We start from the raw sequence: 26,865 nt of genomic DNA on the forward strand, positions 1-26,865 counted from the left end.
CGGCGGAAACGCATATGTTGCTAACACGGTATGACGTAGTGCCTATTGGCAAATACTGGTTGCTAAAGCGAGTTATAAGGCGTATGAGGCGATGACGGGAAATGGGGCGCGGGCATTGGGCAAAAAAACAGAGGTAAAAGCATTCCGCCGTTCATTCGGCTATTGGCTGCAGCAGCTGCTCGGGCTCCCAGGGGCAGCGCTCGAGTATGCGATCGGCAAATGGGCGGCCATGAGCGCATCTCATACGATGATTGCTGAGGCAGTCCCGCTTCAGCTCTCAAGCGCTGCCGCCGCAAAGCTCAAATATGCGTGGTCCAAGCAGCTTGCGTATGCGGAGCCTGCTCCGCCACATAGCTGGACTAGGCAGGAGCTGGCGATCATTGCCCGCATACATGCCGAGACGATAGCGTGCAACCGCAATAATGTGACGCGAACCGAGGCTTACCGCGGCGTTTATTTTCGCACGCCTGAGCTGCACTGGGCGCTGCTTGCCCACATGGTATCTCGCAACGGGGGCTGGAACATGACGGATCTGCAGGGCGAGTGGCTGCCCTGGCTGTTGAATGAGGAGCAGAGGGAGGCGGTGTTCCGTTTTCTGGAGCAGGCGAATGCGCTCATCTTTCAGGACGCCTATCCGCAGCTGCTGCTGTACGAATGGAGCAGGCGCGAGGGGAGAAGCATGTTCCATCTGCTTTCAGCATTTGGCGTATCGTCGTTCATGTCGCCGGTGTGGAAGCAGTTCTGGCGTGATCAGGATGCAGTGCCTTTAACGGTTGCGTTGATTGTGAATGAGCAGCATTATATCGAACGGCGAGTGGTGCAGCATCCCTACTACCGAGAAAAGGTGCTGCATACGTTGTTTTTTGGGCTCCAGTCGCTGCTGCAGCTAAACGGCGTTGTTTTTCCATATGGAACGGGAAGTGAGAGCAGGAAGGCGGAAGAACCATCCGTACTGAAGCTTTCCGGTCTCATCTTAGAGCGATTCGAGAATTTGCCGGAGCGGATCGAATTCGGCAAGCGGCTGTATGCGGTGCTCTTTGGCATCCCGCGTGTCCATGAGGGCGCGAAATGCTTTGCCGGAGCTGTGAAGCATACAGGCTCGCGCGCGGATTACGCGCCGCAGATGTTCGCGCGCGTGCGCCAGCTGCCGCCCGAGAGCATCTATAAGGAACGCTTGCTCGGAGGCCGTTTGAAGCCGGGAGCTGCGGCGCTGTATAGCCCAGAGCTTGGCGCAGCTTGGAAGGATCGGCCGTTGGAGCAGCCGGAACCCGGTGATTGGTTCAGCTCGGTAGAGTCGGTTTGGCCATATTTCCAGAAGCTCCCGCTTCCTCATTCCTTCGAAATTACGAATGAATACGGACTTATGCTGAATAAGGTCGAGCTAGCGGTTCTAGCGATGCAGCGGGGCGATCATTCGGATTAGCTTTGTTGGACTTTTGGCAGCTTGCCCGCATACGCATTGCCAATGAGCCGAGTGGCAAGTTTCTACACGGACCATAAAAAGGAAATAAAGCAAAATGATCGAATACCTTCTTAACGCGAATGAAGGGATTTGGTTATTTTGGCTATGAAGGCTGTGCTTTTTGATTTGGACGGGACGCTGTTGGACAGGGATGCTTCTCTCTTATCCTTTGTAAGCGCGCAGTATGAGAGGTTTCCCGGCCTTCAGGCTGCCCGGAAAGAGGATTACGTGAGGCGCTTTATCGAGCTTGATAATCATGGCTATGTGTGGAAGGACAGCGTATACCGGCAGCTTATCGCGGAGTTTTCGATCGAGGGTTTGGCATGGGAGGAGCTCCTAAATGACTATTTGCATAGGTTTCAGGAGCATTGCCTCGCGTTTCCTCACGCATTAGAGGCGCTTGGTCAGCTCAAGAGCCGTGGGTTAAAGCTGGCACTCGTTTCCAACGGCTACGGCCAATTCCAATATGATAACTTCAAGGCGCTAGGCATCGAGCCCTTTTTCGACGCGGTATTGATTTCGGAGTGGGAAGGGCTGCGCAAACCGGATCCTGCCATTTTTGTCCGAGCGTTATCTAAGCTTGAGGTGCGTGCGGAGGAGGCTGTGTATGTCGGGGACCATCCCCTTAATGATATACAGGCAAGCCGAATGGTTGGGATGAAAGCGATTTGGAAAAGCAATGCTTCTTTCTCATCCGCTGCTGGCGCGGACGCCATAGTTGAGGGATTGGATGAACTGCCGGCTATCGTGGGTTCATTGGCATTGCAAGGGTAAAAGATTGAATTTTCGCCGCTCCGTTGACAGTTGCCGGTTAAATGCCGATCGATTGGAAACCGGCAGCCTAGAACCCCGTTTAAGGGCTAAGGCCGCCACCGTTTCAAAAGAGACCGTTTTCCCCGTTTTCCTGAACAGCCGCGCCTTCGATATCTCGCATCAGGAACCATTCCCCCTCGACCATAAAGCGGCCTTTCAGCTGGTCGACCCGCTCGACGATACCGATGACCGTCAGCTCCTCGAGCGGGTGGAATAAGCGGAGCGTAACCGGCTGCCGATGCTGGAGCGATTCGGTCACGGAACGGGCTACATGCTCCCATTCCTGCTCGTCAAGCTCTATGCGCTCGCGCTGCCGCGAAGCTTTCTCCAGCTCGTTAATCGCGACCTTGTGCTCGGGCAGCATCATGCGGCTGGACTCCCAAAGCCCGTTGCCTTCCAGTTTTTTTCTCATTTGTAATGCCCTCCGATCTTCACTGAACGATGCTTCGCTTGACCGGCATCAGTAGTAGATACCGCCCTCAAAATAACGGCATCGCCGTATTTCTTCTTCAAGGCATCCGTCGCTTTCTCAAGCGCCATCGTCTTCTCGCGCCTCGTGTCAAACAAAGAAAGCTGATACTCGCCGTCTTGGGAAAATTGCGTCAGGCTGACGCCGACCTTTCTTACCGGATGGCCGTCCCAGTGCCGCAGCACGAGCTGGATGGCGGCCCGGTACACCTGATTGGTTATGTTCGTCGGATCATCCATTTTCATTTGGCGGCTGAAGCCGGTAGGGCGGTCGTAATCCGCTCCCATCAAGCCTACCGAAACGACATGCCCCATATATCCTTTCCCGCGGCAGCGCTGGCAGACCAGCTCGGTCAATTCCAGCAGCACGACCTTGATCTCGTCAAGTGTCCCGTAGTCGCGCGGCAGCGTCATCATATGTCCGACCGCCTTCGGAGCGATCTCATGCGTTCCCGGAGTTACGGGGCTATTGTCGATGCCGTTGGCAATGTTCCAGTAAAGCTCGGCGCTGATATCGGAGTTTTTGCCAAGCTTGCGGCGCAGCATAAGCTTCAGCTTCTCGAGCGGCGTTTCGGCGAGCTTGCCGATGGTCTCCAGTCCCATGAATTGAAAATGCCTGGTCATGCGGCTGCCGACCATGAACATTTTGGAGATGGGCAAGGTCCATAGCGTGTCGGGAAGGTTTTCTTTCTTCAAAATATAAATGCCTGAATCATTTTTCTTCGCGTAGTTGTCGCAGGCCGTTTTCGCCAATATTTTGTTCTCCGCAACGCCGAAGCGGGTGTAGATGCCAAGCTCGGCTTGAATGCGGGTTTGAATATGATGCGCCAGCTCCTCCGGCGAGCCGTACAAATGGAGCGAGCCCGTCACATCGAGGAATTGCTCATCGATCGAATAGGGCTCGACGAGGTCGGTGTAGGACTTGTAAATGTTCGTAATCCGCATCGAAATATCGATATAGAGCTGCATTCGCGGCTTGATGATGACCAGGTCCGGACATTTGGCAAGCGAGTCTCCAAGCCGCTCCGCGGTCGTGACCCCGAAATCCTTGGCGATGGGGCAAGCCGCTAAAATAATGCCGGAACGGCGCTCAGGATCGCCTGCCACGACGAGCGGCCGGTCTCGGTACTCCGGATGCTCAGCCTTCTCGACGGACGCATAAAAGGATTGGCAGTCCGCGAGCATAACGACTTTATTAAGAGGCATCACGGCTCACCAGCTCCGCGGCCAATATATTCGCCGCGAGAAAGACACGCTGGGCGCCCGAGTCGATGCAAAATGCTCGGATATGGCCTTCCCTGACAGCAAGAATCCGTATTCTTCGCTTCGTAACAGCTCCTTTTTTGCTTATATAAATAATAGCAACGACACAACCGACTTTATTGAACCATTGAACCAATGCCATGATGCGCCTCCTTTAACATAAGAACGTTTGTTCTTATTATATACAGAACATCCGTTCTTATGCTACAGGGTTTTTGTGGTTATTTCTTACATAAATTGGTTGTTCGGTGAATGGGGAGTCTAGAAGCGATATGCGCGCCTATACTATTTTTAAATGTTGAAAGGAAAGGAGAGAATGGATCTAGAATACATTATTTACAAAATATAAAAGACGCAGCGGAAAACCGAAGAAGAGAATGAAGGGAGATTCATTGTTGGAAAGTAAAAAAAAAATTAGAAAACGATTGAAATGGTTGCTGTTCCTCGCAGTCTTCTCGCTTGTTGTCAACCCGTTGTCCATATCTGCAAGCTTGAACGATTATTCGCTGAAGAGGTTTAGCAATCAATTAGCAAATGTGCCTGCCCCTCCCCAAACGAAAAAGGTTGAAAGCTACGACAGGGTAGGCAGCCTCTACGGCAACGGAGACAGTTGCGATTTTCAAGCAGGAATTACCTATGAAACGAAGCTGAGCAAAGAAGAGATACAAGGCTATTATAGTACTTTAAAGCTGAGGGGCGCCAAGGGGCAGGGGAAGGTTGGAGTGGAAGTGGCGTTTAAAGACGCAAAATGGAAAACGGGCTCTGTGGTTTATGAGATTTACATCACGGATGAAGGAAAAAAGGCTGGATTCGATATGCGCTGCGCATAGCAGCCCGAAGAACGGAAGCACATGTATGATGCAAGAATAACGGAATCACATGCATGATACAAGAATAAGGAGGGCAGTCCACCCAGAACTGCCCTCTTTCCTGTGCATATCGAATATGCCGTACATATTTAAACCCATAATGCGCCAAAATAGAAGCAACATGGAAACGAAAGGTGCCGTTATGAACAAACAAAACGCTGGAGAGTTCACGCCGTTTAGCCCATCGCTGCATGCAAACGTCGAGACGATTCGCAATCGCTTCGGGGGCAGCACGGATATCGTCATTCGGATGTTTCGTAGCGATGCGGCTCCAGACCGCGAGATCGCAATCATTTATATAGACGGAATCGTTGATTCAGAGACCGTCAACGAAAGCGTCATGGAGCCGTTAATGTCGATGAAGCTGCCCCAGCATGCGTACGTGAAAGGCGGCAAGCTGCTGGAGGCGCTCCGCAGCTGCGTCGTGTCCATCGGATCGGTGCAGGATATCGAAAGCATGGAGCAGGCGCTTCAATATTTGACAGACGGCTTATGCGTCATTATGGCGGATGGAAGCGCGGCGGCATTGACGGCCGATGTGAACGGCGGCGAGCAGCGGAGCGTGACCATTCCGCAAACCCAAACGGTTATTCGGGGGCCGCAGCATGGCTTCGTAGAAAATGTAAGGACGAATATAAGCTTGGTTAGACGAATAATCCGCTCATCCGATCTGCATGTTCAAATGCATAAGATCGGTCGGCAAACCCATACGAATGTAGCCGTTTTGTATTTGCACGGCATTGCAGACGAAGGCATCGTGAAAGAGGTTTACCGCCGGTTGGCGGATATTGATATTGACGGCGTGCTCGAGAGCGGCTATATCGAGGAATTCATTCAGGACGAGACCTTCACATTGTTTCCTACGCTCCTCAATTCAGAGCGGCCGGATACGGTTGCGGCTGCGCTTCTGGAAGGAAGAGTGGCAGTCATGGTGGATGGATCGCCGATGGCCTTGATGGCACCGACGACTTTTTTTACCTTCTTCCAGTCGCCAGAGGACTATTATCAAAGATTTGATATTGCCACGTTCGTACGCATGATTCGTTATGGAGCTTATGTGATTTCGATCGTTCTTCCTGCCCTTTACATCGCCGTAACGACCTTCCATCAAGAGATGCTCCCGACTACGCTGCTGATCAGCCTGTCAGCCCAGCGAGAAGGCATTCCCTTCCCGGGTTTAGTCGAAGCGCTATTGATGGAGCTGACGTTCGAGGTGCTGCGCGAGGCGGGACTGCGAATGCCGCGGGCGATCGGTCCCGCCATTTCGATCGTGGGGGCGCTCGTTCTCGGACAGTCAGCGGTGCAGGCGGGCATTGTATCGGCAGGAATGGTTATCATCGTGTCCTTCACGGCCATTTCGAATTTCGTTATGCCGGAATTCAATATGGCGGCCACTTCCCGAATCATACGTTTTCTCTTCATGATCATGGCAGGCATGTTCGGATTTTTTGGCATATTCATATCCGTGCTGTTCATGCTCATTCACCTTGCCTCGCTGCGTTCCTTCGGCGTGCCTTACATGTCGCCAATGGCGCCGGGTCCTACGAAGCAGGGACCGTGGAGGGATGTTTTCATAAGGATGCCTTGGTGGGCTATCGTGCTTCGTCCGCTTGATTTGAACTTAAGAAATCCAAAGCGCAGGCCAAACGGGAAAAAACCGCCGGCGCAGCGTCATTCTGACAAAGCGTAACGGGAGGAGGGACGTCAATGAACAAATCGAGGCTGCTTCTGCCGCTGCTTGCATGCTTGCTCGTGACGGGGTGTTGGAACCGCGTGGAGCTGAACGATATTGCGCTCATCTCGGCAACGGGCATCGACTGGAAGGATGGCAATTGGGTGCTGTCGTATCAGGTGGTTATCCCGCAGGCCATCTCCAGCCAAAGCGCTGCCGGCAACTCCGCGGCGGTAAACGTATTCTCAACAAAGGGCGAGAGCTTCCGCAGCGCCGTCAGCAAGGCCAGCCAAGAGACCTCGCGGCGTCTGTATTTCTCCCACACCCAGATCGTCATTATCGGGCAGGAGGCTGCGCGGAAAGGGCTGGGTCCGTTCCTGGATACGTATCTGCGCAACCATGATTCCCGCGAGACGGTAAGCGTCTACCTGTCCAAAGGCAGCGCGCGCAGAATGCTGGAGCAGCTTATTCCGCTCGAGAAAATTCCCGGCGCAGCTATCCAGCGCATGATTACCAACGAGGAACTGAACAGCTCGACCTTCCGCCAGATGACGGTGCATCAGGTGCTGCTCGATTTGCTCGGGACAACCCATGCTACCGGCCTGCCAGGCTTAACCGTCTCAGGCGCGAATGAGAGCGTGGAGCGTGCCGAGCAACTGACGCATACGAGTACGCCGAGCAAGGTGCGGTTGTCGGAGCTGGCGTTGATTGCAGGAGATAAGTTGGTCGGGTGGATTAATAACGAAGAGAGCCAAGGCGTGATGTGGCTCATTAACCATGTGAAAAAAACGACCATTCCATTTGCCTGCGATGAAGATGGAAATGGCCAGAAAAGCTCGTCCATTCGAATTACGCATGCCAAAACGGAACAGCACCCGCGGCAGTCAAACGGCAAATGGGTGATGCAGATCGAGGCGAGCGCCGTTGGGACGCTGATGGAGTACAATTGCGAGGGTGATTTGTCTAAGCCCAAGCAGGTCGAGAAGGTCGAGAAGCTTATCGCAAGCGAGATTTCTTCGATTATGGAGCAAGGCTGGAAGGCTGTTCGGAGACATAAAGCGGACGTGGTCGGATTCGGGAATGCCATCCATAAGAAGTACCCGAAGCAGTGGTCCCAAATCTCCGACAGCTGGCCGGAAATGCTGCCGGATACGGAAGTGAAGCTGTCCGTTAAGGTAAAGATCAACTCGACGGGCATGAGCGGAAGCGGATTTAAGAAGGAGCAGAAAAAAGGCAGCAAGTAAGCGGGAAGGAGACCGTATGCAGCAGATCGGAAAAAACCAGCTTTCGATATTGATTATTATCTTTTTGATCGGCAGCACCCCCTTGTTCGAGCTCGGAATTAAAGCCAAGCAAGACGCATGGCTCGCGATGACTGCTGCTGCGGTTGCCGGCCTGCTGCTTACGTTTATGTATGTGCGTATACAAAAACGCGCGCCGGAAGCGGAGCTTGCTGAGCTGTATACGATGCATTTCGGCCGCTGGATCGGCGGCTTTATCGGTGCCCTGCACGCGATTTGGTTTGCCTATGAGTCGATGCGCAATGTACGGGACGTAGGCGAGCTTACGATGATGGCGCTGCTAACCTTTACGCCGAAGTGGATCGTCATGCTGCTGATCATCAGTGCTGCGGCCTACACGGTCAGCAAGGGGCTGGAGGTATTCGTACGCGTGGTACAGCTGCTGTTCCCCATTGTAGTGCTTAGCTACGCGTTTCTCATTTTGCTGCTTTTTATTGCGAGGCTGCCCAAACTGATGCAGTTGCTGCCCATATTAGAGAATGGGATAGGGCCGGTCATGAAATCGGCATTTCCCGACCTGCTCTCCTTCCCGTTTGGACAGATGGTTATTTTTTTCGTTTTCTGGAAGCATGTGAGCGAGAAAAAAATAATCGGACGCGTATCCTACTGGGCTTATATTGGCGTTTCTGTCTTTCTGATTCTCATGAATGTGATCGTGCTGTGCGTACTTGGACCGGAGTTGGCCGCATTAAGTGCACTTCCGCTGCTGGAGGTCGTTCAGATGATTCGCCTTGCCAACATCCTTGAGCGGCTTGACGTCATCGTAACGCTGCTGCTGTTTATCGGTCTTTACGTGAAGATGACTGCCTTGTACATGGCAGCGGTTTTTACGTTGAAAGCCGTGACGGGCATAGCCTACCGTTTTTGTGTGCTGCCCGTTGGGCTTGTCATTTATGCGTCTTCGTTTCTGGAGACCAATAATACGTACCACCTATGGATCGGGCTTGATATTACGCTCAAGATCGTTCCGTTATTCCAGATCGTGCTGCCGCTGCTTATGCTTGTTGTAGGACTGAGGAAGAAATACAAGACTGCCGAATAAGCTTGCAACTGTCAAGAGTTTCTCACCGATAAGGAGGTTACGACATAATTTATGGAATGGTGAGCGGTTTACGACAGCTTGAGGGGGATACGCGTGAGCGATGCCGGCAGAAGCATAACAAGCATTATCCTTGTTACTTACAATAAGCTTGAATATACGAAGCAATGCGTGGAGAGTATTCGGCGCCATACGCAGCAGGGCTGCTATGAGCTGATTATCGTAGACAACGCATCGGCGGACGGCACGGTGGAATGGGCCAAAAGCGAAAGCGATATCATTCTCATTGAAAACAGCAGCAACGCTGGGTTTCCGAAGGGCTGCAATCAAGGCATGGCCGCAGCTTCGGGAGAGCTTCTCATGCTGCTTAATAACGATACGATTGTCACGCCGGGCTGGCTGGACGGCTTGAAGCGCTGCTTGCTTAGCGACGACCGGATTGGGGCGGTCAGTCCCGTTACGAACTCGGCTTCCTATTGGAGCACGATTCCGGTTACGTACCATACCATTGAAGAAATGGAGCTCTTCGCTTCCGCGCTGCATGCCATTCCGGACCGAATGAAATGGGAAGAACGCGTAAAGCTGGTTGGTTACTGCATGCTTATGCGGCGCGAGGCGACTGAGCGGGTCGGTCCGCTTGACGAATGCTTCGGCATCGGCAATTTCGAGGATGACGATTACGGTCTGCGGATGAGGCTTGCAGGATATAAGCTCATCCTGTGCGGCGATACCTTTATCCACCATTTTGGAAGTGTTTCCTTTGGCGCGGAGCCTGAGCTATACCTGAAAACCTTCGAGAATAACGCGAAGATTTTCGAGGCGAAGTGGGGCTTTCATCCGGGAGCGGCTACACATATCCGTATGGATTTCAGCACGGTGATTCAGCGGGAATCCCATGGCTTCCAGCGCGAGGAGTGCGCGATTCTGGAAATCGGCTGCGGCTGCGGAGCGACCGTTCTCCATTTGAAAAAGCAGTTCCCCGCTGCGGCCTGGTTCGGCGTGGAACGGAATGAGCTCGCGGCACGGGTAGCCGAGGGCTCGGGCATTACGGTATTCCGCTCGAGTAAGCCGGAGGATTGGATATTGCCGGAAAAGGGCTTGAGCGGAATCATAATCGGGGACGCGCATGCGTATGGGACGCCGCAGGCGATGAAGCGGCTAGCCTTGCTGCTCGCGCCTGGCGGCTGGATTGCGGGATGCTTTGCGAACCGTTTTTATTACGAGAACATCAGGCAATATTTAGATCCCGCGAACGTCAATGCCCAGCGCCAAGCAGCGATGCAGTATACGCTGCAGCAGGTTCATCAATTATTCGTGCAATCGGGCTTTGCTTACGTGAAGGTTACGCTTGCCGAGAACAAACCGGAGGATCAACAGGCCTTTATCGGGATGCTTGACCAACTGACGGGGGAAGCAATCTCGAATGAGCTGACTGCCGCGTATTTGCTCGTTTACGGCCGCATGGCGCATGATGCTCCGCAGGAGGAGACAGGCGATGAAGGGCAGGCGGGGGCACCCGCTCCGTCGGAGGACGCTTCTGCGGCGGACGGGAGATTGAAAGTGCCGGTGGATGAAAGCCTGGAATCGCCGGTAAAAAACAGCGCTTCCGCCGAAGGAGCAAGCCAGGATGAGATAAAGCCGGTCTTGCCTACGCGGGAGGAGGCCGGCGCATTGGCCGAGCAGAACGATGTGATGTTCACGGGCGAGCGCCTTGTCGTCAATCAAGCGGTGAAACAAGAGTACAGCAGCGTCTACCATGAGCATATGAGCCGCTATACGTTTGTCGGACCGCTTGTAAAGGGGCTGCGCGTGCTGGATGCCGCTTGCGGAGCGGGGTATGGCAGCGCGATGCTGAAGCAGGCCGGAGCGGCGGAGGTCGTTGGCGTCGACGTGGACCGCGCTTCGCTGGCGCTTGCGGAACGTGATTACGGCGGCAGCGGCGTATCGTTCGCCGAAGCGGACGTGCTGGCGCTGCCTTACGCGGATGGTTCCTTCGAGGCGGTTGTTTCCTTCGAGACAATCGAGCATGTTGCGGTAGGAGCGGACTGGATAAAGGAATCGGCGCGCGTGCTCAAAGACGGCGGCTTGTTTATCGTATCGACGCCGAACCGGACGGTTACGAATACGCCGATTTATTTTGAAGAGCTGCCCTTTAACCAGCATCACCGCTTCGAGTACCGTACGTCCGAGCTGATTGGGGAGCTCGTACAATATTATGCTATCGAGGCTGTATACGGCCAAAATATTTATGATGATTCCTTGTTTCCTACGATGCGTTGGCTGCGCGAAGCGCACGGTTTGGCACCTGGGCGGGCAGCTGTGTACAAACGGGAATGGAATCCGCATGAGCTGATTCCGCTGCATGAGCTGAAGAGCGCAGAGCCGATGTACGTCGTAGCGGTATGCAAAAAGAACAAATGCCCGCAGGACTGATTTTATGCTTTTCAAAAAAAACTAGCGGTATGGATAGGTTTTGCTATACAATTGAAAGTATTGACGTAACCGAATATGTTCCGGGGAGCTGGTTAGGCCGGCTGAGAGGGAATTATCTGTACAATTCCGACCCGTTAAACCTGATCTGGATAATGCCAGCGTAGGGACAGAAGCTCTGTTTGCCAGGCAGGCTGGATCGAGAAGATCGAGCATTGGCCATTTGCAAGCAGCTGCACAGCCGATTATATGGCGTCCTCCGGATTGGGAGGACGCTTTTTTTGATAGATAAGCATGTATATGTTTTCACAAATCAATGTGCTTATCTATCTCCGCGAAACGACTGCTTTGCCACGGAGGACGGCGACAGCCGTTTGCGCTTGACGCATAGGAAAGGATATGCGTTTGTTCATCCTTTCTCTATACGTTTCGCGGAAACGATGGCATCTATTGAAAGGAAGCCGTCAGGCGTTTCTTCTTATTGCCTAATGAATGGCGCAGCTAGGGCACCGGATACGGAAAGGGTTCGTCATGATTGGCAAATAGGAGCAATGAGAGGGGAACAAAGACATCATGATGTTGAAAAAGGCAGGCAGAATGTCGTGGAGAATGGCAGGCGCCATGCTCGTTATCGTAGTGGCGCTGGCGGGCTGCGGATCGAACGGAAACGCGCCGGCAGCAAGCGAGGAACCAAATGGGCAAGGCGGGGCGGCGGACAAGCCGCTGGAGAAGATACAGGTCGTTCTTGACTGGACGCCGAACACGAATCATACCGGACTATATGTCGCCAGAGATAAAGGCTTTTTCAAAGAACAGGGGCTTGATGTAGAAATTATCCAGCCCGGCCAAAGCGGAGCCGATCAAATGGTCGCGTCAGGCAGCGTGCAGTTCGGCGTGAGCTACCAAGAGTCCATTACGATGGCCCGGATCGCAGGCGTGCCGCTCGTGTCGCTCGCAGCGGTTATTCAGCACAATACTTCAGGCTTCGCATCGCCGCTTGCCAAGGGCATTGATTCGCCAGAGAAATTCGAAGGGAAAACCTACGGCGGCTGGGGAGCTCCCGTTGAGGAGGCTGTCATTCAGTCGCTTATGCAGGAGAAGGGCGCTGACGTGGGCAAGGTCAACATGATCAGCATCGGCGACAGCGATTTTTTCACGGCGGTCAAGCGCGATATTGATTTTGCCTGGATTTATTATGCATGGACAGGCGTAGAGGCAGAGCTTCGCGGCGAGAAAATCAACATGGTATATTTGACGGATTACAGCGACAAGCTGGATTATTATACGCCGGTGCTCTCGACGAGCGAAGCGATGATCAAGGATAAGCCGGATATTGTTAAAGCGTTCACGGCCGGTGCAGCGAAGGGGTACCAATTCGCGATTGACAATCCGGACGATGCAGCGGAGATTCTCATAAAAGCCGAGCCGGATTTGAACGCGGAGCTTGTGCGGGCAAGCCAGAAGTGGCTCAGTCCGAAATATCAGGATGATGCGCCGCGTTGGGGCGAGCAGAAGCTCAGCGTATGGGAAAACTACGCAAGCTGGATGCTCGAGCACAAGCTGCTGGAGAAGGAGCTTGAGGCGGACAAAGCTTTCACGAACGATTTTTTGCCGGAATAAAAGCAGGAGCTTGCAGGGAAGGCAGCGCATATAACGGTGACGACCATAAAGAGAAAGAAGGAATTCAGATGGCAAACGCACTCGTAAGCATTCAAATATTACCGACGACGCCAGGCGGGGAGAGTGTTATCCCTTACGTAGACCGGGCAATCGAGATCATTAAAGCGGCAGGCGTGCCGTACCGCGTTGCGCCGCTTGAGACGACCATGGAGGGCGAACTCGGCCATTTGCTGAGCGTGGTGCAGACGATGAGCGAAGCGATGGCGGAGATGGGCTGCCCTTCGGTCATTTCGCAGGTCAAAATCTATTATAATCCAGCAAACGGCGCTTCGATGGGAAGATTGCTGGAGAAATACCCCGATGGGCAATAAGAAGGGCGCATGGTCAAAAATAGGGCCGCCAGCCGCGCTTTTGACCGTGCTGCTGGCAGGCTGGCAGACCGCAGCGTGGTTGGAGCTGTTCGATCAATGGTTGATACCGTCCCCGGTATCGATCGTTAATGAAGCGATTCAGATATGGCCGAGGCTGATGGAGCATACGGAAGCGACCGTTCAGCTAACGCTCATCGGTTTCGTGGGAGGATCGGCGGTGGGCTTCGTGCTCGCCGCTTTGCTGCATGTAATTCCAGGCGTGCGGACGGCGGTCTATCCGCTGCTGGTTCTGTCGCAAAATATTCCCGTCATCGCGATCGCGCCGATTCTTACGATGCTGCTGGGCTATGGGCTGCTGCCGAAGGCGCTGCTGGTTACCATGGTTTGTTTCTTCCCCATTACGGTAGCGATGCTGGACGGACTCATGAATACGGATGCTCAGCTTCGCAATTACTTGCAGATGATCGGAATTCGCAGGCTGCAGCTGTTCTGGAAGCTGGAGCTTCCGCATGCTGTCGTGCATTTGTTTTCGGGATTGAAAATTGCAGCCTCTTACAGCGTATTAAGCGCGGTAGTTGCGGAATGGCTCGGCACCAACAAGGGACTAGGCGCTTTTATGCTCATTTCCTCCAAAGGCTTTATGCCGGATCGGGTATTCGCGGCCGTTTTTATTATCGTGGCGCTTAGCTTGACGCAGTTCGGGCTCGTCACGCTGGCAGAGCGGCTCGTTATTCGCTGGCGTCCGAAGAAAGAGGTGAGGTAGCTATGGGAAGGGAACGAGCAGCCTATCCCTCAGCTCTAGAGGTACAGGGAATTCGAAAGAGCTTTGGCAAGGGAGCAGCAAGCAAAGAGGTGCTTGCAGGCTTGTCGTTCTCGGTTGCGGACGGCGAGTTCGTCTCGATTATAGGACCGTCCGGAAGCGGGAAAACAACCTTGTTCCAAGTGATTGGCGGCTTGGAGCCTCCGTCAGAGGGCGAGGTTTGGATAGGAGGCAAGGCGACAACCGGCGAACGGGGACACATTTCCTATATGCCGCAGCAAGCCTCGCTGCTGCCTTGGGAAACCGTTGCCGCCAATATTGCGCTATCTCTCGTCATATCCGGCCTTGACGGCAAAGAAGCGAAAGCCAAAACGACGGAGTGGCTGGAGCGGATCGGGCTGCAGGAATATGCGCACGCCTATCCCCATGTTTTGTCCGGCGGCATGCAGCAGCGCGTGTCCTTTCTTCGGGCATTGCTGGCGCCTCAGCCATTAATGCTGCTGGATGAGCCGTTTGGCGCATTGGATGCGTTAACCCGTCTGCAGATGCAGCAGTGGCTGATGTCGATCTGGGAACAGAACCGCAGGTCCGTGCTGCTTGTGACCCACAGCATCGAGGAGGCATTGTTTCTATCTGACCGCATAGTCGTACTGTCGGCGACTCCCGCTGTGGTGCTAGAGGAATTCATCGTTCCCTTCGAGCGTCCGCGCGATGAAGCGATATGGTATGATCCGCGCTTCAATGAACTGAAGCAGCGCATTTATGGGCTGCTTCAAGAAAGTGCCGAGGGGAGAGATTAGGATGGCAAAGGATCGGGGCAATGTAAAGCTGACGGAGGAGTCCGGTGCAAAGGTATCCGCTGCGTGCATAGACGCTCATATTCATGTTGATCTGTATGCGGAGGAGGAGCGGAACGAATTGCTGGAGCAGGCTTTTGCGGACGGCGTGGAGGCCGTCGTTGCGGTTTCCATGCATCTGGCGTCCGCCAAGGTGAATCGTGAGCTTGCGAGGCAATATGCGGGCCGCGTATATCCGGCATACGGCTTTCATCCGGAGCAGCCGATACCTGAAGAGGAGGAAATGGACGAGCTTATCGGGTGGATTCGTTCATGCTCCGCTGCTGGTGAGCTGTTCGCGATCGGCGAGGTCGGGCTTCCGTATTACTCGCGCTTAGAAGCATTGCAATCGGGCGAAGGGGCTTTTGACGAGAAGCCGTATATGGTACTGCTGGAGAGGTTTGCCGAGCTGGCAGCGGAGCTGGACCTTCCGATCGTGCTGCATGCTGTGTATGAGGATGCTGCTAAGGCATGCGATATATTGGAGAAATATGGCGTTCGCAGAGCGCATTTCCATTGGTTCAAGGGCGACGCTGCGGTAATAAGCCGGATGGCCGCGAGCGGGTATATGGTTTCCGTCACGCCGGACGTTGCGTATGAGGAGGAAATCAGGCAGCTGGTGGCGCAATATCCGATCGAGCAGCTGATGGTCGAGACCGACGGACCTTGGCCGTTCGAAGGACCGTATGCAGGAAGCCAGACGAAGCCGGCAATGGCGGCTGATGCGGCTAAGCATATCGCGAGCATTAAGCAGCAGCCTCCTCAAGCTGTGGCTGAGCTTCTGCTTGCGAATACGCGCCGGTTCTATGGACTGCAGCAGTAGCCGCCTACGTACGAAGAGGATGCCATGTGGCCGATTCATTAAGGGAGAGCCCTTAGACGAATCGGCTTTTCTTTTTTGGATCGTACGCAAGGAGTCGAAAGGAAATGATCGGAAGATAGCGAACAAGAGTATACAGCGAATTCGCTTTCACTTTGAGGTATTTTATTTCAATTCAAGATGACGGGGGTCTGATTCTCATGATTAATGACGTTTTTGCGGCAGCAAGCAAGGGAGATACGGAACGATTGCGGGAGCTTCTGGAAAGGGATCCTTCATGGGCCAATACGGAAAACGCCGATGGCCTGACTCCGCTCGGCTTTGCTTCCCATTATGGGCATGCTGCTGCGGTACAGCTGCTGCTTGATTACGGCGCTGAGCTTGATGCGATATCCCATTCTAAAGTCAGCTATATCCCCTCCAATACCGCTTTGCACGCTTCAATCGCGGGTGAAAGAGAGCTTGCCGTAATCGAGTTGCTGCTCAGCCGCGGCGCTAAGACGAATATTGCCGATAGCAACGGCCATACAAGCCTGCATTCGGCTGCCTTCCATGACGATGGGGCTGCCATTATCCGTATGCTGCTTGAGCATGGGGCGGATATCCACGCGCAGGCCGAGGATGGAACGACGGCTTTGAGTTTAGCCAAAGCAAAAGGCAATCTCCATGCAGCGGCATATTTATTGGAGAACGGAGCGACAGCCTAAGGGCGTTGACGCTAAGAGCATGACTTTCATGCCAGATTGTCCATTGCGGCTTGCCTGTCCTGTGCATACAAAGATAAAGACAGGCAAGATCCAAAGCCGCTGCAAGCGGCAGAAGGGGGCCATGCAATGGCGCAGCTGACAAGAAAGGCATTTTTCGAGCTGCTTGCTCCGACAGTTATCCGGATCCGGCAGGAAGGCTCACCGATGTTCCCGTCCGTTCGATTGGCGCAAAATTTGCTGGAAACCGGCGGTGTCATCCATAAATGGTTCAATTTAGGCGGCATTAAGGTAGGCAGCGGTCAAACGAACGCTTATTGGCATGGTGAAGCAGTGGTGAAAGGGACTTGGGAGGTCGTTGACGGACGCAATGAAACGACGCGAGCCGCATTCCGGGCCTATAAGAGCGTATATCATTTCTACAAGGATTTGGATATGCTGCTGAATACGCCTAGGTATGAACGGGTTCGGAAGGCATTGACGCCTGAACGGCAAGCCGACATGCTCTTCGCCTGCGGCTATGCGACCGATCCATCGTATCCGTCGAAGCTGAAAGCAATCATCAATCAATACGGCTTGAAGAAGTATGACGCCGAAGGAACCAAGCAAGTGCCGAAGCCGGAGAAGCTTAAAGAGGCAGAAGTGATAACCTTGCTTTATAACGGCCTATTCCATTCAAGCGGTTACCTGCTCGGAGGCACGACCTGGGTGCCTGCCAGATTAGCAGGCGAAGCGCTGGGAGCCGAGATCGATTGGACCGGCACTCAGGTAACGGTGAACGGGGACCCATTGGAGTCTCTATTATCCGAAGCGACGGGGTATGTTCCTATTCGCGCTATGGCAGCAGCGCTTGGCCTTGCGGCCGCTTGGGATCCAGCTGCGCGAGTCATTCTGCTGAAATAAACGGAAGCGCGGCAAGCTGCTCCCGCGAAGGAATAAGAAACCGGCAATCGAGCCCTCGATTGCCGGTTTCTTATGATCCGTATAGGGACGAGCTATTTTCCTTTTCGCGAAGCGGCCCAAAAGGCGAGAATAATAAGGGGAATCAGAATGTACCAGGGTATCGTAATGGTGCCTCCAACAATAAATGCCAGCGACATCACGATGATGACGCCTAGAATAATGTACAGACAGCCTCTGCCGAATGTTTCCATTGAATCGCCTCCTAAAGCTTAGGCTTTGTATCGCAAAGCCTTCTTCGCATGCAGCCACTTCTTGAAAGTATATTCGACTATAACGTTTTTATGGGTTGAACGTTCCAAACGACAAGGAGGATTCCAATCTAAGGAAACAAAAAAATGGCCCGCATCGCTGCGGGCCGGTGTCCTAGATCTATATATCAACAGTGGGGTTGATGTCTTTAAGTATAAGAAACGAACCTTAACTTAACATTAAAAATGTTTGTCTGAATGTTGAATGATCGCTTCTCCCACGTTCTTATGTACGAAGCATTCGCTACCAGCCTGCCGCCATTGTTGAGATCGCCTTGCACATATTTCATATTGGTTAGCGATAGCAACATTGGAAAACCATCCGAATAAGCACTCATGATTATGTACGTAAATTAATGATGTTTTGACAGTTCTTGCTGCCTCGATAGCTTTTGTATAGTTAGGCTGCTGCCGTGAAACAATAATCCCGAACCAAAAATCAAATGAATAAGGGGTCGGGCAAATGAAGAAGTTTTGGACAGTGTTCTGTTTAGTTGCATGTTTAACGTTCGTGCTTGCAGTGCCTGCTTTCGCCGATAATGCTAAGTCAGGTACGATGGAGAACTACAATAATAAAGGAATGGGCAACTCCGTAACGGGCAATGAATTGCGTTCCGATGTCGAAAGAGGCGTGAACAGAACCACACGCGCACTCGATATGGATAACCGCACTAACATGAATGCGAACAATTACCGTACGAATGCAGTGGATAACGACAACGATTTCAACTGGAGCTGGCTGGGATTGTTGGGATTGATTGGACTTGCGGGCTTAAGAAACCGCGGTCGCGAACGCACATAACTGGTTTAGCAAACGAAGGAAAGCATGGAGCGGTCTCAAACGTTGATTGAAGAAGGCTGCTCCCGCGCGATACGCAGAATAGGCTTGGAAAATGACCTTCAGCTCCGCTTTTATAGTGGTGTTGAAGGTTATTTTGCGATTGTTATGGAATTGGCCAATTCGGGCTTGCTCCGAAAGTCAGTCATTTGACGATGGAATATTTCCTTTATTGTTAAGGCTGGACGGCAAGCTGCAATCAAAAAAAGCAATGCAGGGACAGTCATCTGCATCGCTTTTTTCATGGGTTTTTCCGCTTATATTTGATTGTGCGAGCTGCATCTTCAACAAGCAAACCCATTTTTTGAGTCAGTCCTCATCGTACTAATGCGTTTTCTCCGTAACATACCTTCCATGCTCAGGAACCGCAATTTCTTGGAACTTAGTGGTCAGCAGCTGCAGATTGTCTTTCAAAAGCTCGCCGAACATCGGCTCTCCATGCCCCGTAACCGCTAAATAAGGATCGAGCGCCGCGAGCCTTTTGACGGATTTCTCAGCCTGCACCCAGTCGGTCGTGAAATATTTGGGAGGGCCGCTAATTTCCTGCTCCTGTGTCAAAACCTTGTAAAGCGATTCCTGCTTTACCGTAACGAACGCATCTCCTGCCACTAAGGTGCCGTCTGCTTCACGGTACAGCGAGATATGTCCAGGCGTATGTCCAGGCGTATGAATATACTGCCAATCCGGCATGCCCGGGACGATGCCATGCTCAGGCAAAGCCTTTACCCGGTCATCAAGATTGATGCCGTCATGAGGAAATAAAGAGGATAGCTCAGCGATAAGCCCTCCATGAACGGATGGGTCGGCAGGCGGATAGTCAGATTTTCCAGTCAGGTAAGGAAGCTCCAGCTTATGCGCATAAACGGGAACTCCCCAGTGCTCAATCAATTCAATGATGGCGCCAACATGATCGAAATGGCCATGAGTCAAAATAATAGCATGAGGCGGGTTAGCAAACCGTTCCTCCGCTGCTTTTATAATTTTTTTGGCGGACCTAGGCATGCCTGCATCGACGAGCATCCATTTTCCTTGCTGGTCATTGGGGTCCCCGATAAAACAAATATTCACAATTTGGATAGGCAAACAGTAAATATCCGGCCGATAAGCAAGTCCTTCACCGCTAGCAAAGCTTGTCATCGGGATAAAGGAATGCTCGAACGTACTCTCCAACGTAAACCGCCTCCATCATGATCAATTCCTTTTTAAAATGTCCAATTGCCATGTGCTTATTCTCATTGCAAAACCTTCTATTGCCTGTCTGTGAGCGGCTGAGAATGAAAAAAACGTATTCGTACACATTAAGACCATTATTAATGGAGGAGACGAACATAATGAAATCGAACCAAATACCGAAATTTCCGCAGTCTCTTTGGATGGATTCCACGGATAAGCGATCTAGCTTTTCCGTACTTGATCATGATATAGAAGCGCATATTGCGGTTGTCGGCGGGGGCATCTCCGGCATTACAACGGCATATTTGCTCGCTCGGGAAGGATTTAAAGTCGTACTCGTAGAAGCGGGCAAGCTGCTTGGCGGCACAACGGCACATACGACAGCCAAAATAACGGCGCAGCATGATCTTATCTACGATGAGCTAATAGGAAAAGAAGGCTTGGAAAAAGCTCAATTATATTACAGGGCAAATGCTGAAGCGCTGCAATTTATAAAGCGCACGATTGAAAAAGAGAACATCAATTGCGGTTTCTCTGCACAGGAGGCGTATGTCTACGCGGAGTCAGACGCATACATAAAGAAGCTGGAAATGGAGATGTCCGCTTATTCACGTCTAGGCATATCTGGCGCATACGTCGACCGTATTCCCCTGCAGGTTCCAGCTAAAGCAGCGGTGATCATGCATGAGCAAGCGCAATTTCATCCATTGCAATATTTATCTTTCCTTATAAATCAGTTTGTGGAGCTGGGCGGCATCGTGTATGAGAGCACGACAGGGGTGGACGTAGAGGCGGGATCTGCGCCGGAAGTCATAACAAGCCAAGGGCATCGAATCAAATGTAAGCATGTCGTTTCCTGCACCCATTTCCCATTCTATGACGGTCACGGGTTTTATTTCTCCAGAATGCATGCAGACCGTTCCTATGTGCTTGGCATCCGCGTAGCGGATCATGTGGAAGGAGGCATGTATCTAAGTGCAGGCGATCCGAAACGCTCGATGCGATGCGCGGAATCGGTAGAGCATGGCAAGCTGCTTTTACTTGGCGGGCAGAGCCACAAAACCGGGCAAGGGGTATGCACGATCAATCATTATGAGGAATTGAAGCGGTACGCCGAGAATTACTTTCAAATCGAGGATATCGTATATCGATGGTCGGCACAGGATTTGGCAACAGGGGATCAAATACCGTTTATTGGACGTATCACGGCCGCCTCGCCTAATGTTTACATCGCAACAGGCTATCGAAAATGGGGAATGACGAACGGGACGGCTGCGGCTTTGCTTATTCGAGATTTGATCCTAAATAAAGAAAATGACTACGAAGGTTTATATGCCCCCTCACGCACCATGTCCGCTGGGACGATTAAAAATCTGATTGTGGATAATATGGACGTAGCGAAGCATCTGATTGCCGGAAAGCTTGAAATGGTCAACAAGCGCCCTGAGGATCTGGCACTGGATGAAGGCAGCGTCGTGAGGCTACACGGCAAACGGGCGGGAGCCTACAAGGACAGCGAAGGCAAGCTATATCTTGTTGATACGACATGTACCCATATGGGCTGCGAGGTGGAGTGGAATAATGGGGATCGAACTTGGGATTGCCCATGCCATGGTTCAAGATTTTCGGTAAGCGGCGATGTGATTGAAGGACCTGCAGAAGAACCGTTATTGGTGCTGCGCAGCTGAAGCTTAAATGATCGGTGCATCGAAAACAAGAAAGGAGCGCAGCTGTGAAAAAAAGGTGGGATTTAGCAGCCTTAGCATCGATTCCGTTAATTATGACGCTCGCTAACTCCATGTTAATACCCGTGCTTCCTTTATTGCAGAAGAAGCTTCATATCTCTGCCGTTCAGTCGAGCCTAATCATTACGGTGTATGCGGCGATATCGATTGTGTTTATCCCCATTGCAGGTTATTTGTCAGATCGGTACGGCAGGAAAATAATTATTGTAATCGGATTGTCGATTGCGGCCTTTGGCGGCTTGATAGCGGGCTTGGCTGCATGGTTGATGGATTCGCATGTGTACGCCGTCATATTGGCAGGCCGGTTCATACAAGGAATTGGGGCTGCTGGCGCTTTCCCCATTGTCATTCCGTTAGTAGGCGATATGTTCGACAAAGAGGAGGAGGTCAGCAGCGGCCTTGGAATGATTGAAACCTCCAATACATTCGGGAAAGTGCTCAGCCCGGTAGTGGGAGCAGCGCTTGCGCTCATCGTATGGTTTTTGCCGCTGGCGATCATACCGGTTCTTTCCCTCATCGCGATCGTCGCTGTCCTTTTTCTGGTGAAGGTTCCGAATAAGAAGAAGAAGAAGAACGAAGGGGTTGGATTAAAGAAGTTCTGGGCTTCCATCCAAGCAATCTTTGGTGAAAACGGTCACTGGCTGTATGCGATATTCGCAATTGGGTGCATCGGGATGTTAATCATGTTCGGGTTTCTGTACAATTTGTCGTCGGTTATCGAGGAAAGCTACCATATTGAAGGGATCATCAAGGGGCTGCTGCTTGCCATTCCTCTAAGCGCCATTTGCCTGGCCTCTTTTTTAACGGGAAAGTATGTCGGGGAAAACAAAAACAAGATGAAATGGTTAATCGTGATCGGAACGGCATTATTGGCGGTTATGATGCTCCTTTGCGGACTAATCAATAAGCAGGGTTTATTTTTTCTTGTGCTATTTATGTTTGTAAGCGGCGCTGGCATAGGGCTGTTTTTGCCTAGCCTCGATGCGCTTATAACGGAAGGAATAGAGAAGAAGCAGAGAGGAACCATTACCTCGCTTTACAGCAGCGCAAGGTTTATCGGGGTAGCCGCGGGTCCCTTATTGGCTTCCTTGTTGTTAGGAAATAAGGAGATGATGTTTTATTTGTTTACCGGATTAGCATTGCTATGTACGGGATTGGCGCTATTTGCGATTAAACCGGACAAAGAGCAGACGGGTGCATGAGCGGTTGGATGGGCTGGACGCAAATACCCCTCGTTCTCTTTAGGAGAGAGTACGAGGGGTATTTGCGTTTAGGAATACTATGAGCTGCAGGCTATGCCGTCCTTATCGCGATCAAGCTTATAGCTGTAGCCAGGCTCTCCTTCATGCAGAGGTGCCGCGCCTGCCGCTTTGACTGCTGCGCAATTGGCATAAAAGACGGTCTCCTCCTCGGCAGGCTGCGTGGCTTGCTCTGCTGCCCCGTTGATTAGGAATAAGACGCGCGTTCCGTCCTTTAAATCGGCTAATTGGTTCCCGATCCATGAGCCCGCGCCGCGGTTGTCTTTGGGTGAAACATAGGCGATATCCGCACCGGCGCCGCCCTCCTTGCACATGGCCATTGGCCATTCATCCCTGTCAAAGCCTTTCTTCGTCGGAATGCCTTGCAGCGAAGCGTCGCGGTTAGCCTCGGCGCCTTCTCTGTCAATGGTGCAGACAGCAGAAGCCCCGCCCTTGATTGCCGCCGTGATATGCGCAATCGTCTCGGGGTAGCGGTCGGTCGGCAGTTGGATTGTTTCGTCATAGTCGGTACTGGAGGCTGACGTATCAGGGCCAGTGACCGTTAGGAGGTTTCCGCAGCCGGAGAGAATGAACGATAAAAGAAGCAGTGCGGCTAAGATGGCTTTCATGATGTATCTCCATTTCTAGTTGTTTGTTTCCATCATACACCAGCACTTGGGACTTCGGATAGAATAGAAAACGGCATTAAGGCTTGAAAAACAAAAAAAGATCCCTGTGACAGGATCTTTTCTGTGCGTGATAAAGGGGAGAGGCATGCAGTGTAAGTGGATGAAGGGCAAATCGAGCAGGGACTATTAGTAGCCCTTGCCGTATCCTCCGAAAACACCACAACTACAAGCGATAATGACAAGCAGAATGAAAAGGACCAGGATAGTACCAGTGTTATTGAAAGCACCGCCAACATAACCGGACATGTTCATTGCACCTCCTTCGTGTTGAGTACTCTGTAAGTTATGCATGAATCGACGCCAATGATTGGGTGTTTGTTACTGCGGCGAATAATCCGTGTCATGAGCCTAGAGGAGCTTTTGAAGTGGCGGCTTGACGATCCTGCATGCTGAAGCGGGCGTGCTTCCATGCCATCCAACGCCTTTATGGTTGCGCGCGTTCGAAATCTTCCGGTGTCATGTCTTTCCATTCATCCGACCGATAAGCTTTGCCGTTATACCTTACATAGTAAAGCATGTTCAGGTCTTTCATTTCTTGTTTCAAAGCTTTTTTATCAAATGGCCCGAATCCGAAAATGTCAATTAGATCCTCTTTCAAAAGATCGATGATCTCATCGGGTATCGCAGCATTGCTGTTGTCAATGAGTTCTGCGCCGGTAAACTCCAAGCTCATAATAATCTTGAATCCGGAGCTGACCGTACCTTTAATCAGTAATGATGAATTGCTTTTTGGATTTGGTTTAATATTTTCAAAAAATATCGAACATTCAACGCCTTCTGGAATCACGGGAACACCTCATCATCAATTTTAACAGCAGAAAATAGTTTCCTTCCTATTGTACACCTTATTCTTTCATTTCTCTCTTATTTGAACCAATTAGGTAGCTTGTCCGAGCAAATGGAAGGAATCGATAAAAAAATAAATAAAACAGTTGAATCAAGAACGTATGTTTGGTGTATAATAAGAACAAACATTCGCATTGGAGTGATCGCCATGATCGAACAATGTATCGGCCAGACCGTACAAATTATTTATAACGACCGCAAGCGCAACATATCCATACGCGTCATTCAGGTGCTGTCGGTCCGAAACGGCAAAGTAAGAGCGTTCTGCACATCTGCCAACGGACCGCGCGTATTTAACGCAGACAGTATTATTGATGTGGAGTTGGTAAAGCAGCATGCTTGAAGATGTGACACGCAAGGTTTTAACCGTGCTTTGGAATGTGTATCGGGACGATCCTTCCTTCATAGATGTCGGCTACATCAGCCAGCGGGCGCAGCGCACGGAGCAGCAGGTGAAAACCGCCATCAACGAGCTGGTCAAAGAGGGCTTTGTCTTCTGGGACCGCAAGGCGAACTTGTTTAAGGTGCTTTATAGCAGGGAGGGATTGAAGCCGAGATGAGGCCCTTGGAATATCCAATGGCTGACTCCAATGAATATATAGACGCAAGCCCCTGACCTTGTATGGTCTGGGGCGTTGTGTATTGTATTTCCTGAAGTTTTTTTGTATTGGTTAACGATCGAATTTGTGCATTATTAGATTAGATAGAGCATCTGAGCGGCATTATGCGTGTCCTACAATCCTTGCCGAATAAGGCTTCAAACTGAAAAGACATCCCTTTCGGAGCTACGTTACACGGGAAAGGAGAATAAGCTAATGTAGCGCAAATCTCAGTGTCACGTCATACTTAGGTTATTAGATCTTGTTTCTAGTATTAAGTTAGTAAATAGGCACGTATAAGCGATTTCGATGGATAGATGGGGACTCATTAGCTGAACTTTGCAGACTTCTCTATTGCACGCAGACCATCATTTTAACGATGAAAGATTAGTGAGTATAAGAGTATGTAAGAGTGCTTGTAGTAACAAGCACTCAATAAGCTTAGCAGTGAGGTTTCTTTGTCCAATGCTTTTTACCGATAATCAGAACTTTTTGACCTGGTTTTACAAAAATAACTTTGACATGTTGCTTTTTGGCATAATAGAGTCCCATTTAAATCATCTCCTTTTGTTAAGTTAATCTAGTATATTCATAGATTACTAGATTTGAATGGGTGTTTTTGATATTACGAAAGAAATAGGTGTGTGGCAAGGTGGAAAAGACAGCGGTCCTCTGTAAGCACCTATAGGTGCTTACAGGCAGCAAACAGGAATTACTTGGGTGCTGTTAGACATATATGTGCTTATCGCAGCCGCTAGACTTCACGCACACGCTGAGCTTCCTTTATAAGTATCTATAGGTGCTTACAGGCAGCAAACAAGGGTTACTAGGGTGCTGTTAGAGCAAATATGTGCTTATCGCGGCTAAGCACCTATAGGTGCTTACAGGCAGGAATGGATTGTCAACAGTAAATCAGACAACCTTTTTAAGGGCTTCTTGGCGATACTGAACAGGCGTCAAATAGCCTAATGTCCCATGTATGCGATGCTTGTTGAACCAATTAACGTAATCGTATAATTCGAGCTCCAGATGACGAAGACTCTGGAAGTTCATCTGGTTCACGAACTCTGTTTTCATGATTTTGTAGGTGGCTTCTGCTACAGCATTGTCGTATGGACAGCCTTTCGCACTTAGAGACCGACCGATTTCAAACGTCCCCAGAAGCTCGTCTATCTTTTGATTTTTAAACTCGCTGCCGCGGTCCGTATGAAACCACTGAATCTGACGTAAATCGCCTTGGACGCTCGAAAAGGCACGAGAAATCAGAGCAGCGTCTTTATTCGGACCTGTACTGTGGCCAATGATCTCTCGATTGAACAAGTCGAGCAGCACACATATGTAATGCCAACGGTTCTGAACCTTCACATAAGTCAGATCGCTGACAACGAAGCGCTTTGCTTCCTCCTGCTCGAACTCACGGTCCAGAACATTCCCTGTCGTTGCTTCATTAGAAGCGGTTTTATGGGTCTTATATTGAGCCACAGTGTAGGTGGAAACTAGCCCTTGATCTTTCATAATCCGACCAATTCTACGTCTGGAAACGACAAACCCGCGTTCCTGGAGCTTAACCTTGATCTTTCGTGTACCGTAAGCTTTTCGATTGTTGTGGAATATCTCTACAATCGCTTCAGTTATATCGTCTTCATTCGGTTGTTCATTCGCGTCATAGTAGAACGTACTTCTTACGATTTGCAGGACGTCGCACATTGCTGATACCGAGTATTTATCACGGTTGTTCTGGATGATAGCTACTTTCGTCCCATGATCAGCGCAGCTTGCTTTAAAATATCTACCTCCATTTTCAGACGCTGATTCTCTTTTCGTAATGCGATCAACTCGTTTTCTTCTTACGATCGATTGTCCTTCTCCTTGAAGGAGCCCGTTGTCTGAGCTTGTTTTATCCAGCGGTCTAAAGCAGAGGCTGTGAGGTCATATTCTTCCACAATCGCCGCTCTGGATTTCCCATTTCTATAGAGCTCCACCAATTGTTTTTTGAATGCTGGGGTAAAGGTACGCCGTTCTTGTTTTGGCATTGTAGAGTTCCACTCCTTCATGATGATAGGTTTATTCTACAAGCCCTTATTTTTTCTGTCCAACT

At 51.1% G+C, this 26,865-nt stretch carries 26 protein-coding genes, 2 pseudogenes and 1 riboswitch; of the genes and pseudogenes, 19 read left to right on the plus strand and 9 right to left on the minus strand.

The window, feature by feature from the left end; all coding sequences use genetic code 11:
* Window positions 1-91 precede the first annotated feature (91 nt).
* Together AC0YN3_RS02255 and AC0YN3_RS02260 are read left to right on the plus strand one after the other, a co-directional pair.
* Complete coding sequence (locus tag AC0YN3_RS02255) at window positions 92-1,423, plus strand: DUF2515 domain-containing protein (protein ID WP_475773512.1); 1,332 nt, start codon at window positions 92-94, stop codon at window positions 1,421-1,423.
* A gap of 138 nt (window positions 1,424-1,561) precedes the next feature.
* A complete protein-coding gene (locus tag AC0YN3_RS02260; protein ID WP_475773513.1) occupies window positions 1,562-2,236 on the plus strand; it encodes an HAD family hydrolase in 675 nt (224 codons plus the stop codon).
* Between the two features lie 103 nt (window positions 2,237-2,339).
* Here the strand turns inward: AC0YN3_RS02260 and AC0YN3_RS02265 are convergent, their stop codons facing one another.
* The 3 genes from AC0YN3_RS02265 to AC0YN3_RS02275 are packed head-to-tail and all read right to left on the minus strand — an operon-like array spanning window position 2,340 to window position 4,148.
* Window positions 2,340-2,687 (minus strand): YolD-like family protein, encoded by a 348-nt coding sequence (locus AC0YN3_RS02265; protein ID WP_475773514.1) that lies wholly within the window; start codon window positions 2,685-2,687, stop codon window positions 2,340-2,342.
* A complete protein-coding gene (locus tag AC0YN3_RS02270; protein ID WP_475774266.1) occupies window positions 2,684-3,949 on the minus strand; it encodes a DNA polymerase IV in 1,266 nt (421 codons plus the stop codon). The genes AC0YN3_RS02265 and AC0YN3_RS02270 overlap by 4 nt, the downstream gene beginning before the upstream one ends.
* A complete protein-coding gene (locus AC0YN3_RS02275) occupies window positions 3,939-4,148 on the minus strand; it encodes a hypothetical protein (protein ID WP_475773515.1) in 210 nt (69 codons plus the stop codon). The genes AC0YN3_RS02270 and AC0YN3_RS02275 overlap by 11 nt, the downstream gene beginning before the upstream one ends.
* Before the next feature lie 253 nt (window positions 4,149-4,401).
* Between AC0YN3_RS02275 and AC0YN3_RS02280 the strand changes: the two genes are divergently transcribed.
* From AC0YN3_RS02280 to AC0YN3_RS02335, 12 genes are all read left to right on the plus strand, one after another.
* Window positions 4,402-4,836, plus strand: a complete 435-nt coding sequence (locus AC0YN3_RS02280; protein WP_475773516.1) for a hypothetical protein — start codon at window positions 4,402-4,404, stop codon at window positions 4,834-4,836.
* A gap of 181 nt (window positions 4,837-5,017) precedes the next feature.
* A complete protein-coding gene (locus tag AC0YN3_RS02285; RefSeq protein ID WP_475773517.1) occupies window positions 5,018-6,565 on the plus strand; it encodes a spore germination protein in 1,548 nt (515 codons plus the stop codon).
* 17 nt (window positions 6,566-6,582) lie between these two features.
* A complete protein-coding gene (locus AC0YN3_RS02290; RefSeq protein ID WP_475773518.1) occupies window positions 6,583-7,791 on the plus strand; it encodes a Ger(x)C family spore germination protein in 1,209 nt (402 codons plus the stop codon).
* 16 nt (window positions 7,792-7,807) lie between these two features.
* Window positions 7,808-8,890, plus strand: coding sequence for a GerAB/ArcD/ProY family transporter (locus AC0YN3_RS02295; protein WP_475773519.1), 1,083 nt, complete (start codon window positions 7,808-7,810; stop codon window positions 8,888-8,890).
* A 93-nt stretch (window positions 8,891-8,983) separates the two neighbouring features.
* Window positions 8,984-11,320 carry a methyltransferase domain-containing protein gene (locus AC0YN3_RS02300; RefSeq protein ID WP_475773520.1) on the plus strand — a complete coding sequence of 779 codons (2,337 nt, stop codon included), beginning with the start codon at window positions 8,984-8,986 and terminating at the stop codon, window positions 11,318-11,320.
* Between the two features lie 71 nt (window positions 11,321-11,391).
* Window positions 11,392-11,504: riboswitch (TPP riboswitch) on the plus strand.
* A 386-nt stretch (window positions 11,505-11,890) separates the two neighbouring features.
* A complete protein-coding gene (locus AC0YN3_RS02305; protein WP_475773521.1) occupies window positions 11,891-12,937 on the plus strand; it encodes an ABC transporter substrate-binding protein in 1,047 nt (348 codons plus the stop codon).
* Window positions 12,938-13,005: 68 nt separating this feature from the next.
* A complete protein-coding gene (locus AC0YN3_RS02310) occupies window positions 13,006-13,308 on the plus strand; it encodes a thiamine-binding protein (RefSeq protein WP_475773522.1) in 303 nt (100 codons plus the stop codon).
* Window positions 13,298-14,071: an ABC transporter permease gene (locus tag AC0YN3_RS02315; protein WP_475773523.1), complete on the plus strand. Its 774-nt coding sequence runs from the start codon at window positions 13,298-13,300 to the stop codon at window positions 14,069-14,071. Before AC0YN3_RS02310 ends, AC0YN3_RS02315 begins: the two co-directional genes overlap by 11 nt.
* A gap of 2 nt (window positions 14,072-14,073) precedes the next feature.
* On the plus strand, window positions 14,074-14,868 hold the full coding sequence (locus AC0YN3_RS02320; protein ID WP_475773524.1) for an ABC transporter ATP-binding protein: 795 nt from the start codon (window positions 14,074-14,076) through the stop codon (window positions 14,866-14,868).
* Between the two features lies 1 nt (window position 14,869).
* Window positions 14,870-15,727, plus strand: coding sequence for a TatD family hydrolase (locus AC0YN3_RS02325; protein ID WP_475773525.1), 858 nt, complete (start codon window positions 14,870-14,872; stop codon window positions 15,725-15,727).
* Between the two features lie 197 nt (window positions 15,728-15,924).
* A complete protein-coding gene (locus AC0YN3_RS02330; protein WP_475773526.1) occupies window positions 15,925-16,431 on the plus strand; it encodes an ankyrin repeat domain-containing protein in 507 nt (168 codons plus the stop codon).
* 126 nt (window positions 16,432-16,557) lie between these two features.
* Window positions 16,558-17,331: a glycoside hydrolase family 73 protein gene (locus tag AC0YN3_RS02335; protein ID WP_475773527.1), complete on the plus strand. Its 774-nt coding sequence runs from the start codon at window positions 16,558-16,560 to the stop codon at window positions 17,329-17,331.
* A gap of 92 nt (window positions 17,332-17,423) precedes the next feature.
* Here the strand turns inward: AC0YN3_RS02335 and AC0YN3_RS02340 are convergent, their stop codons facing one another.
* Entirely contained in the window at window positions 17,424-17,582 is a 159-nt protein-coding gene (locus tag AC0YN3_RS02340; RefSeq protein ID WP_183561830.1) for a hypothetical protein, read from the minus strand.
* Window positions 17,583-18,102: 520 nt separating this feature from the next.
* Between AC0YN3_RS02340 and AC0YN3_RS02345 the strand changes: the two genes are divergently transcribed.
* Window positions 18,103-18,441, plus strand: coding sequence for a WGxxGxxG family protein (locus AC0YN3_RS02345; protein ID WP_475773528.1), 339 nt, complete (start codon window positions 18,103-18,105; stop codon window positions 18,439-18,441).
* A gap of 360 nt (window positions 18,442-18,801) precedes the next feature.
* On the opposite strand, the gene AC0YN3_RS02350 is transcribed toward AC0YN3_RS02345, so the two are convergent.
* Window positions 18,802-19,614, minus strand: coding sequence for an MBL fold metallo-hydrolase (locus AC0YN3_RS02350; RefSeq protein WP_475774267.1), 813 nt, complete (start codon window positions 19,612-19,614; stop codon window positions 18,802-18,804).
* 194 nt (window positions 19,615-19,808) lie between these two features.
* Here AC0YN3_RS02350 and AC0YN3_RS02355 point away from each other — a divergent pair, with 194 nt between their 5' ends.
* Both AC0YN3_RS02355 and AC0YN3_RS02360 read left to right on the plus strand, forming a co-directional pair.
* Window positions 19,809-21,338, plus strand: coding sequence for an FAD-dependent oxidoreductase (locus AC0YN3_RS02355; RefSeq protein WP_475773529.1), 1,530 nt, complete (start codon window positions 19,809-19,811; stop codon window positions 21,336-21,338).
* A gap of 44 nt (window positions 21,339-21,382) precedes the next feature.
* On the plus strand, window positions 21,383-22,597 hold the full coding sequence (locus tag AC0YN3_RS02360; RefSeq protein WP_475773530.1) for an MFS transporter: 1,215 nt from the start codon (window positions 21,383-21,385) through the stop codon (window positions 22,595-22,597).
* A gap of 77 nt (window positions 22,598-22,674) precedes the next feature.
* Here the strand turns inward: AC0YN3_RS02360 and AC0YN3_RS02365 are convergent, their stop codons facing one another.
* From AC0YN3_RS02365 to AC0YN3_RS02375, 3 genes and pseudogenes are all read right to left on the minus strand, one after another.
* Window positions 22,675-22,842, minus strand: a complete 168-nt coding sequence (locus tag AC0YN3_RS02365; RefSeq protein WP_475774268.1) for an excalibur calcium-binding domain-containing protein — start codon at window positions 22,840-22,842, stop codon at window positions 22,675-22,677.
* Window positions 22,840-23,262: pseudogene (locus AC0YN3_RS02370) on the minus strand (NucA/NucB deoxyribonuclease domain-containing protein); the annotation flags it as partial. The pseudogene AC0YN3_RS02370 and the gene AC0YN3_RS02365, both read right to left, overlap by 3 nt.
* Window positions 23,263-23,746: 484 nt before the next feature.
* Window positions 23,747-24,109, minus strand: a complete 363-nt coding sequence (locus AC0YN3_RS02375) for a hypothetical protein (RefSeq protein ID WP_475773531.1) — start codon at window positions 24,107-24,109, stop codon at window positions 23,747-23,749.
* A gap of 207 nt (window positions 24,110-24,316) precedes the next feature.
* On the opposite strand from AC0YN3_RS02375, the gene AC0YN3_RS02380 reads away from it, so the two are divergent.
* Both AC0YN3_RS02380 and AC0YN3_RS02385 read left to right on the plus strand, forming a co-directional pair.
* Complete coding sequence (locus AC0YN3_RS02380) at window positions 24,317-24,511, plus strand: hypothetical protein (protein ID WP_475773532.1); 195 nt, start codon at window positions 24,317-24,319, stop codon at window positions 24,509-24,511.
* The gene (locus tag AC0YN3_RS02385; protein WP_475773533.1) at window positions 24,504-24,728 is read left to right on the plus strand and encodes a hypothetical protein; all 225 of its coding nucleotides are present in this window, start codon (window positions 24,504-24,506) and stop codon (window positions 24,726-24,728) included. Before AC0YN3_RS02380 ends, AC0YN3_RS02385 begins: the two co-directional genes overlap by 8 nt.
* 951 nt (window positions 24,729-25,679) lie before the next feature.
* Here AC0YN3_RS02385 and AC0YN3_RS02390 read toward each other — a convergent pair.
* Window positions 25,680-26,800, minus strand: a pseudogene (locus AC0YN3_RS02390) (IS3 family transposase).
* Window positions 26,801-26,865: the final 65 nt, after the last annotated feature.

Source organism: Paenibacillus sp. J22R232, from assembly GCF_056269165.1.

What these genes read in the sequence shown, in the direction of transcription:
- AC0YN3_RS02295 (WP_475773519.1), top strand. Translation starts at nt 7,808, where the DNA reads ATGCAGCAGATCGGAAAAAACCAGCTTTCGATATTGATTATTATCTTT.
- AC0YN3_RS02380 (WP_475773532.1), top strand. Translation starts at nt 24,317, where the DNA reads ATGATCGAACAATGTATCGGCCAGACCGTACAAATTATTTATAACGAC.
- AC0YN3_RS02350 (WP_475774267.1), bottom strand. Translation starts at nt 19,614, where the DNA reads ATGACAAGCTTTGCTAGCGGTGAAGGACTTGCTTATCGGCCGGATATT.
- AC0YN3_RS02325 (WP_475773525.1), top strand. Translation starts at nt 14,870, where the DNA reads ATGGCAAAGGATCGGGGCAATGTAAAGCTGACGGAGGAGTCCGGTGCA.
- AC0YN3_RS02290 (WP_475773518.1), top strand. Translation starts at nt 6,583, where the DNA reads ATGAACAAATCGAGGCTGCTTCTGCCGCTGCTTGCATGCTTGCTCGTG.
- AC0YN3_RS02305 (WP_475773521.1), top strand. Translation starts at nt 11,891, where the DNA reads ATGATGTTGAAAAAGGCAGGCAGAATGTCGTGGAGAATGGCAGGCGCC.
- AC0YN3_RS02345 (WP_475773528.1), top strand. Translation starts at nt 18,103, where the DNA reads ATGAAGAAGTTTTGGACAGTGTTCTGTTTAGTTGCATGTTTAACGTTC.
- AC0YN3_RS02335 (WP_475773527.1), top strand. Translation starts at nt 16,558, where the DNA reads ATGGCGCAGCTGACAAGAAAGGCATTTTTCGAGCTGCTTGCTCCGACA.
- AC0YN3_RS02330 (WP_475773526.1), top strand. Translation starts at nt 15,925, where the DNA reads ATGATTAATGACGTTTTTGCGGCAGCAAGCAAGGGAGATACGGAACGA.
- AC0YN3_RS02265 (WP_475773514.1), bottom strand. Translation starts at nt 2,687, where the DNA reads ATGAGAAAAAAACTGGAAGGCAACGGGCTTTGGGAGTCCAGCCGCATG.
- AC0YN3_RS02340 (WP_183561830.1), bottom strand. Translation starts at nt 17,582, where the DNA reads ATGGAAACATTCGGCAGAGGCTGTCTGTACATTATTCTAGGCGTCATC.
- AC0YN3_RS02270 (WP_475774266.1), bottom strand. Translation starts at nt 3,949, where the DNA reads ATGCCTCTTAATAAAGTCGTTATGCTCGCGGACTGCCAATCCTTTTAT.
- AC0YN3_RS02310 (WP_475773522.1), top strand. Translation starts at nt 13,006, where the DNA reads ATGGCAAACGCACTCGTAAGCATTCAAATATTACCGACGACGCCAGGC.
- AC0YN3_RS02285 (WP_475773517.1), top strand. Translation starts at nt 5,018, where the DNA reads ATGAACAAACAAAACGCTGGAGAGTTCACGCCGTTTAGCCCATCGCTG.
- AC0YN3_RS02255 (WP_475773512.1), top strand. Translation starts at nt 92, where the DNA reads ATGACGGGAAATGGGGCGCGGGCATTGGGCAAAAAAACAGAGGTAAAA.
- AC0YN3_RS02275 (WP_475773515.1), bottom strand. Translation starts at nt 4,148, where the DNA reads ATGGCATTGGTTCAATGGTTCAATAAAGTCGGTTGTGTCGTTGCTATT.
- AC0YN3_RS02320 (WP_475773524.1), top strand. Translation starts at nt 14,074, where the DNA reads ATGGGAAGGGAACGAGCAGCCTATCCCTCAGCTCTAGAGGTACAGGGA.
- AC0YN3_RS02385 (WP_475773533.1), top strand. Translation starts at nt 24,504, where the DNA reads ATGCTTGAAGATGTGACACGCAAGGTTTTAACCGTGCTTTGGAATGTG.
- AC0YN3_RS02355 (WP_475773529.1), top strand. Translation starts at nt 19,809, where the DNA reads ATGAAATCGAACCAAATACCGAAATTTCCGCAGTCTCTTTGGATGGAT.
- AC0YN3_RS02315 (WP_475773523.1), top strand. Translation starts at nt 13,298, where the DNA reads ATGGGCAATAAGAAGGGCGCATGGTCAAAAATAGGGCCGCCAGCCGCG.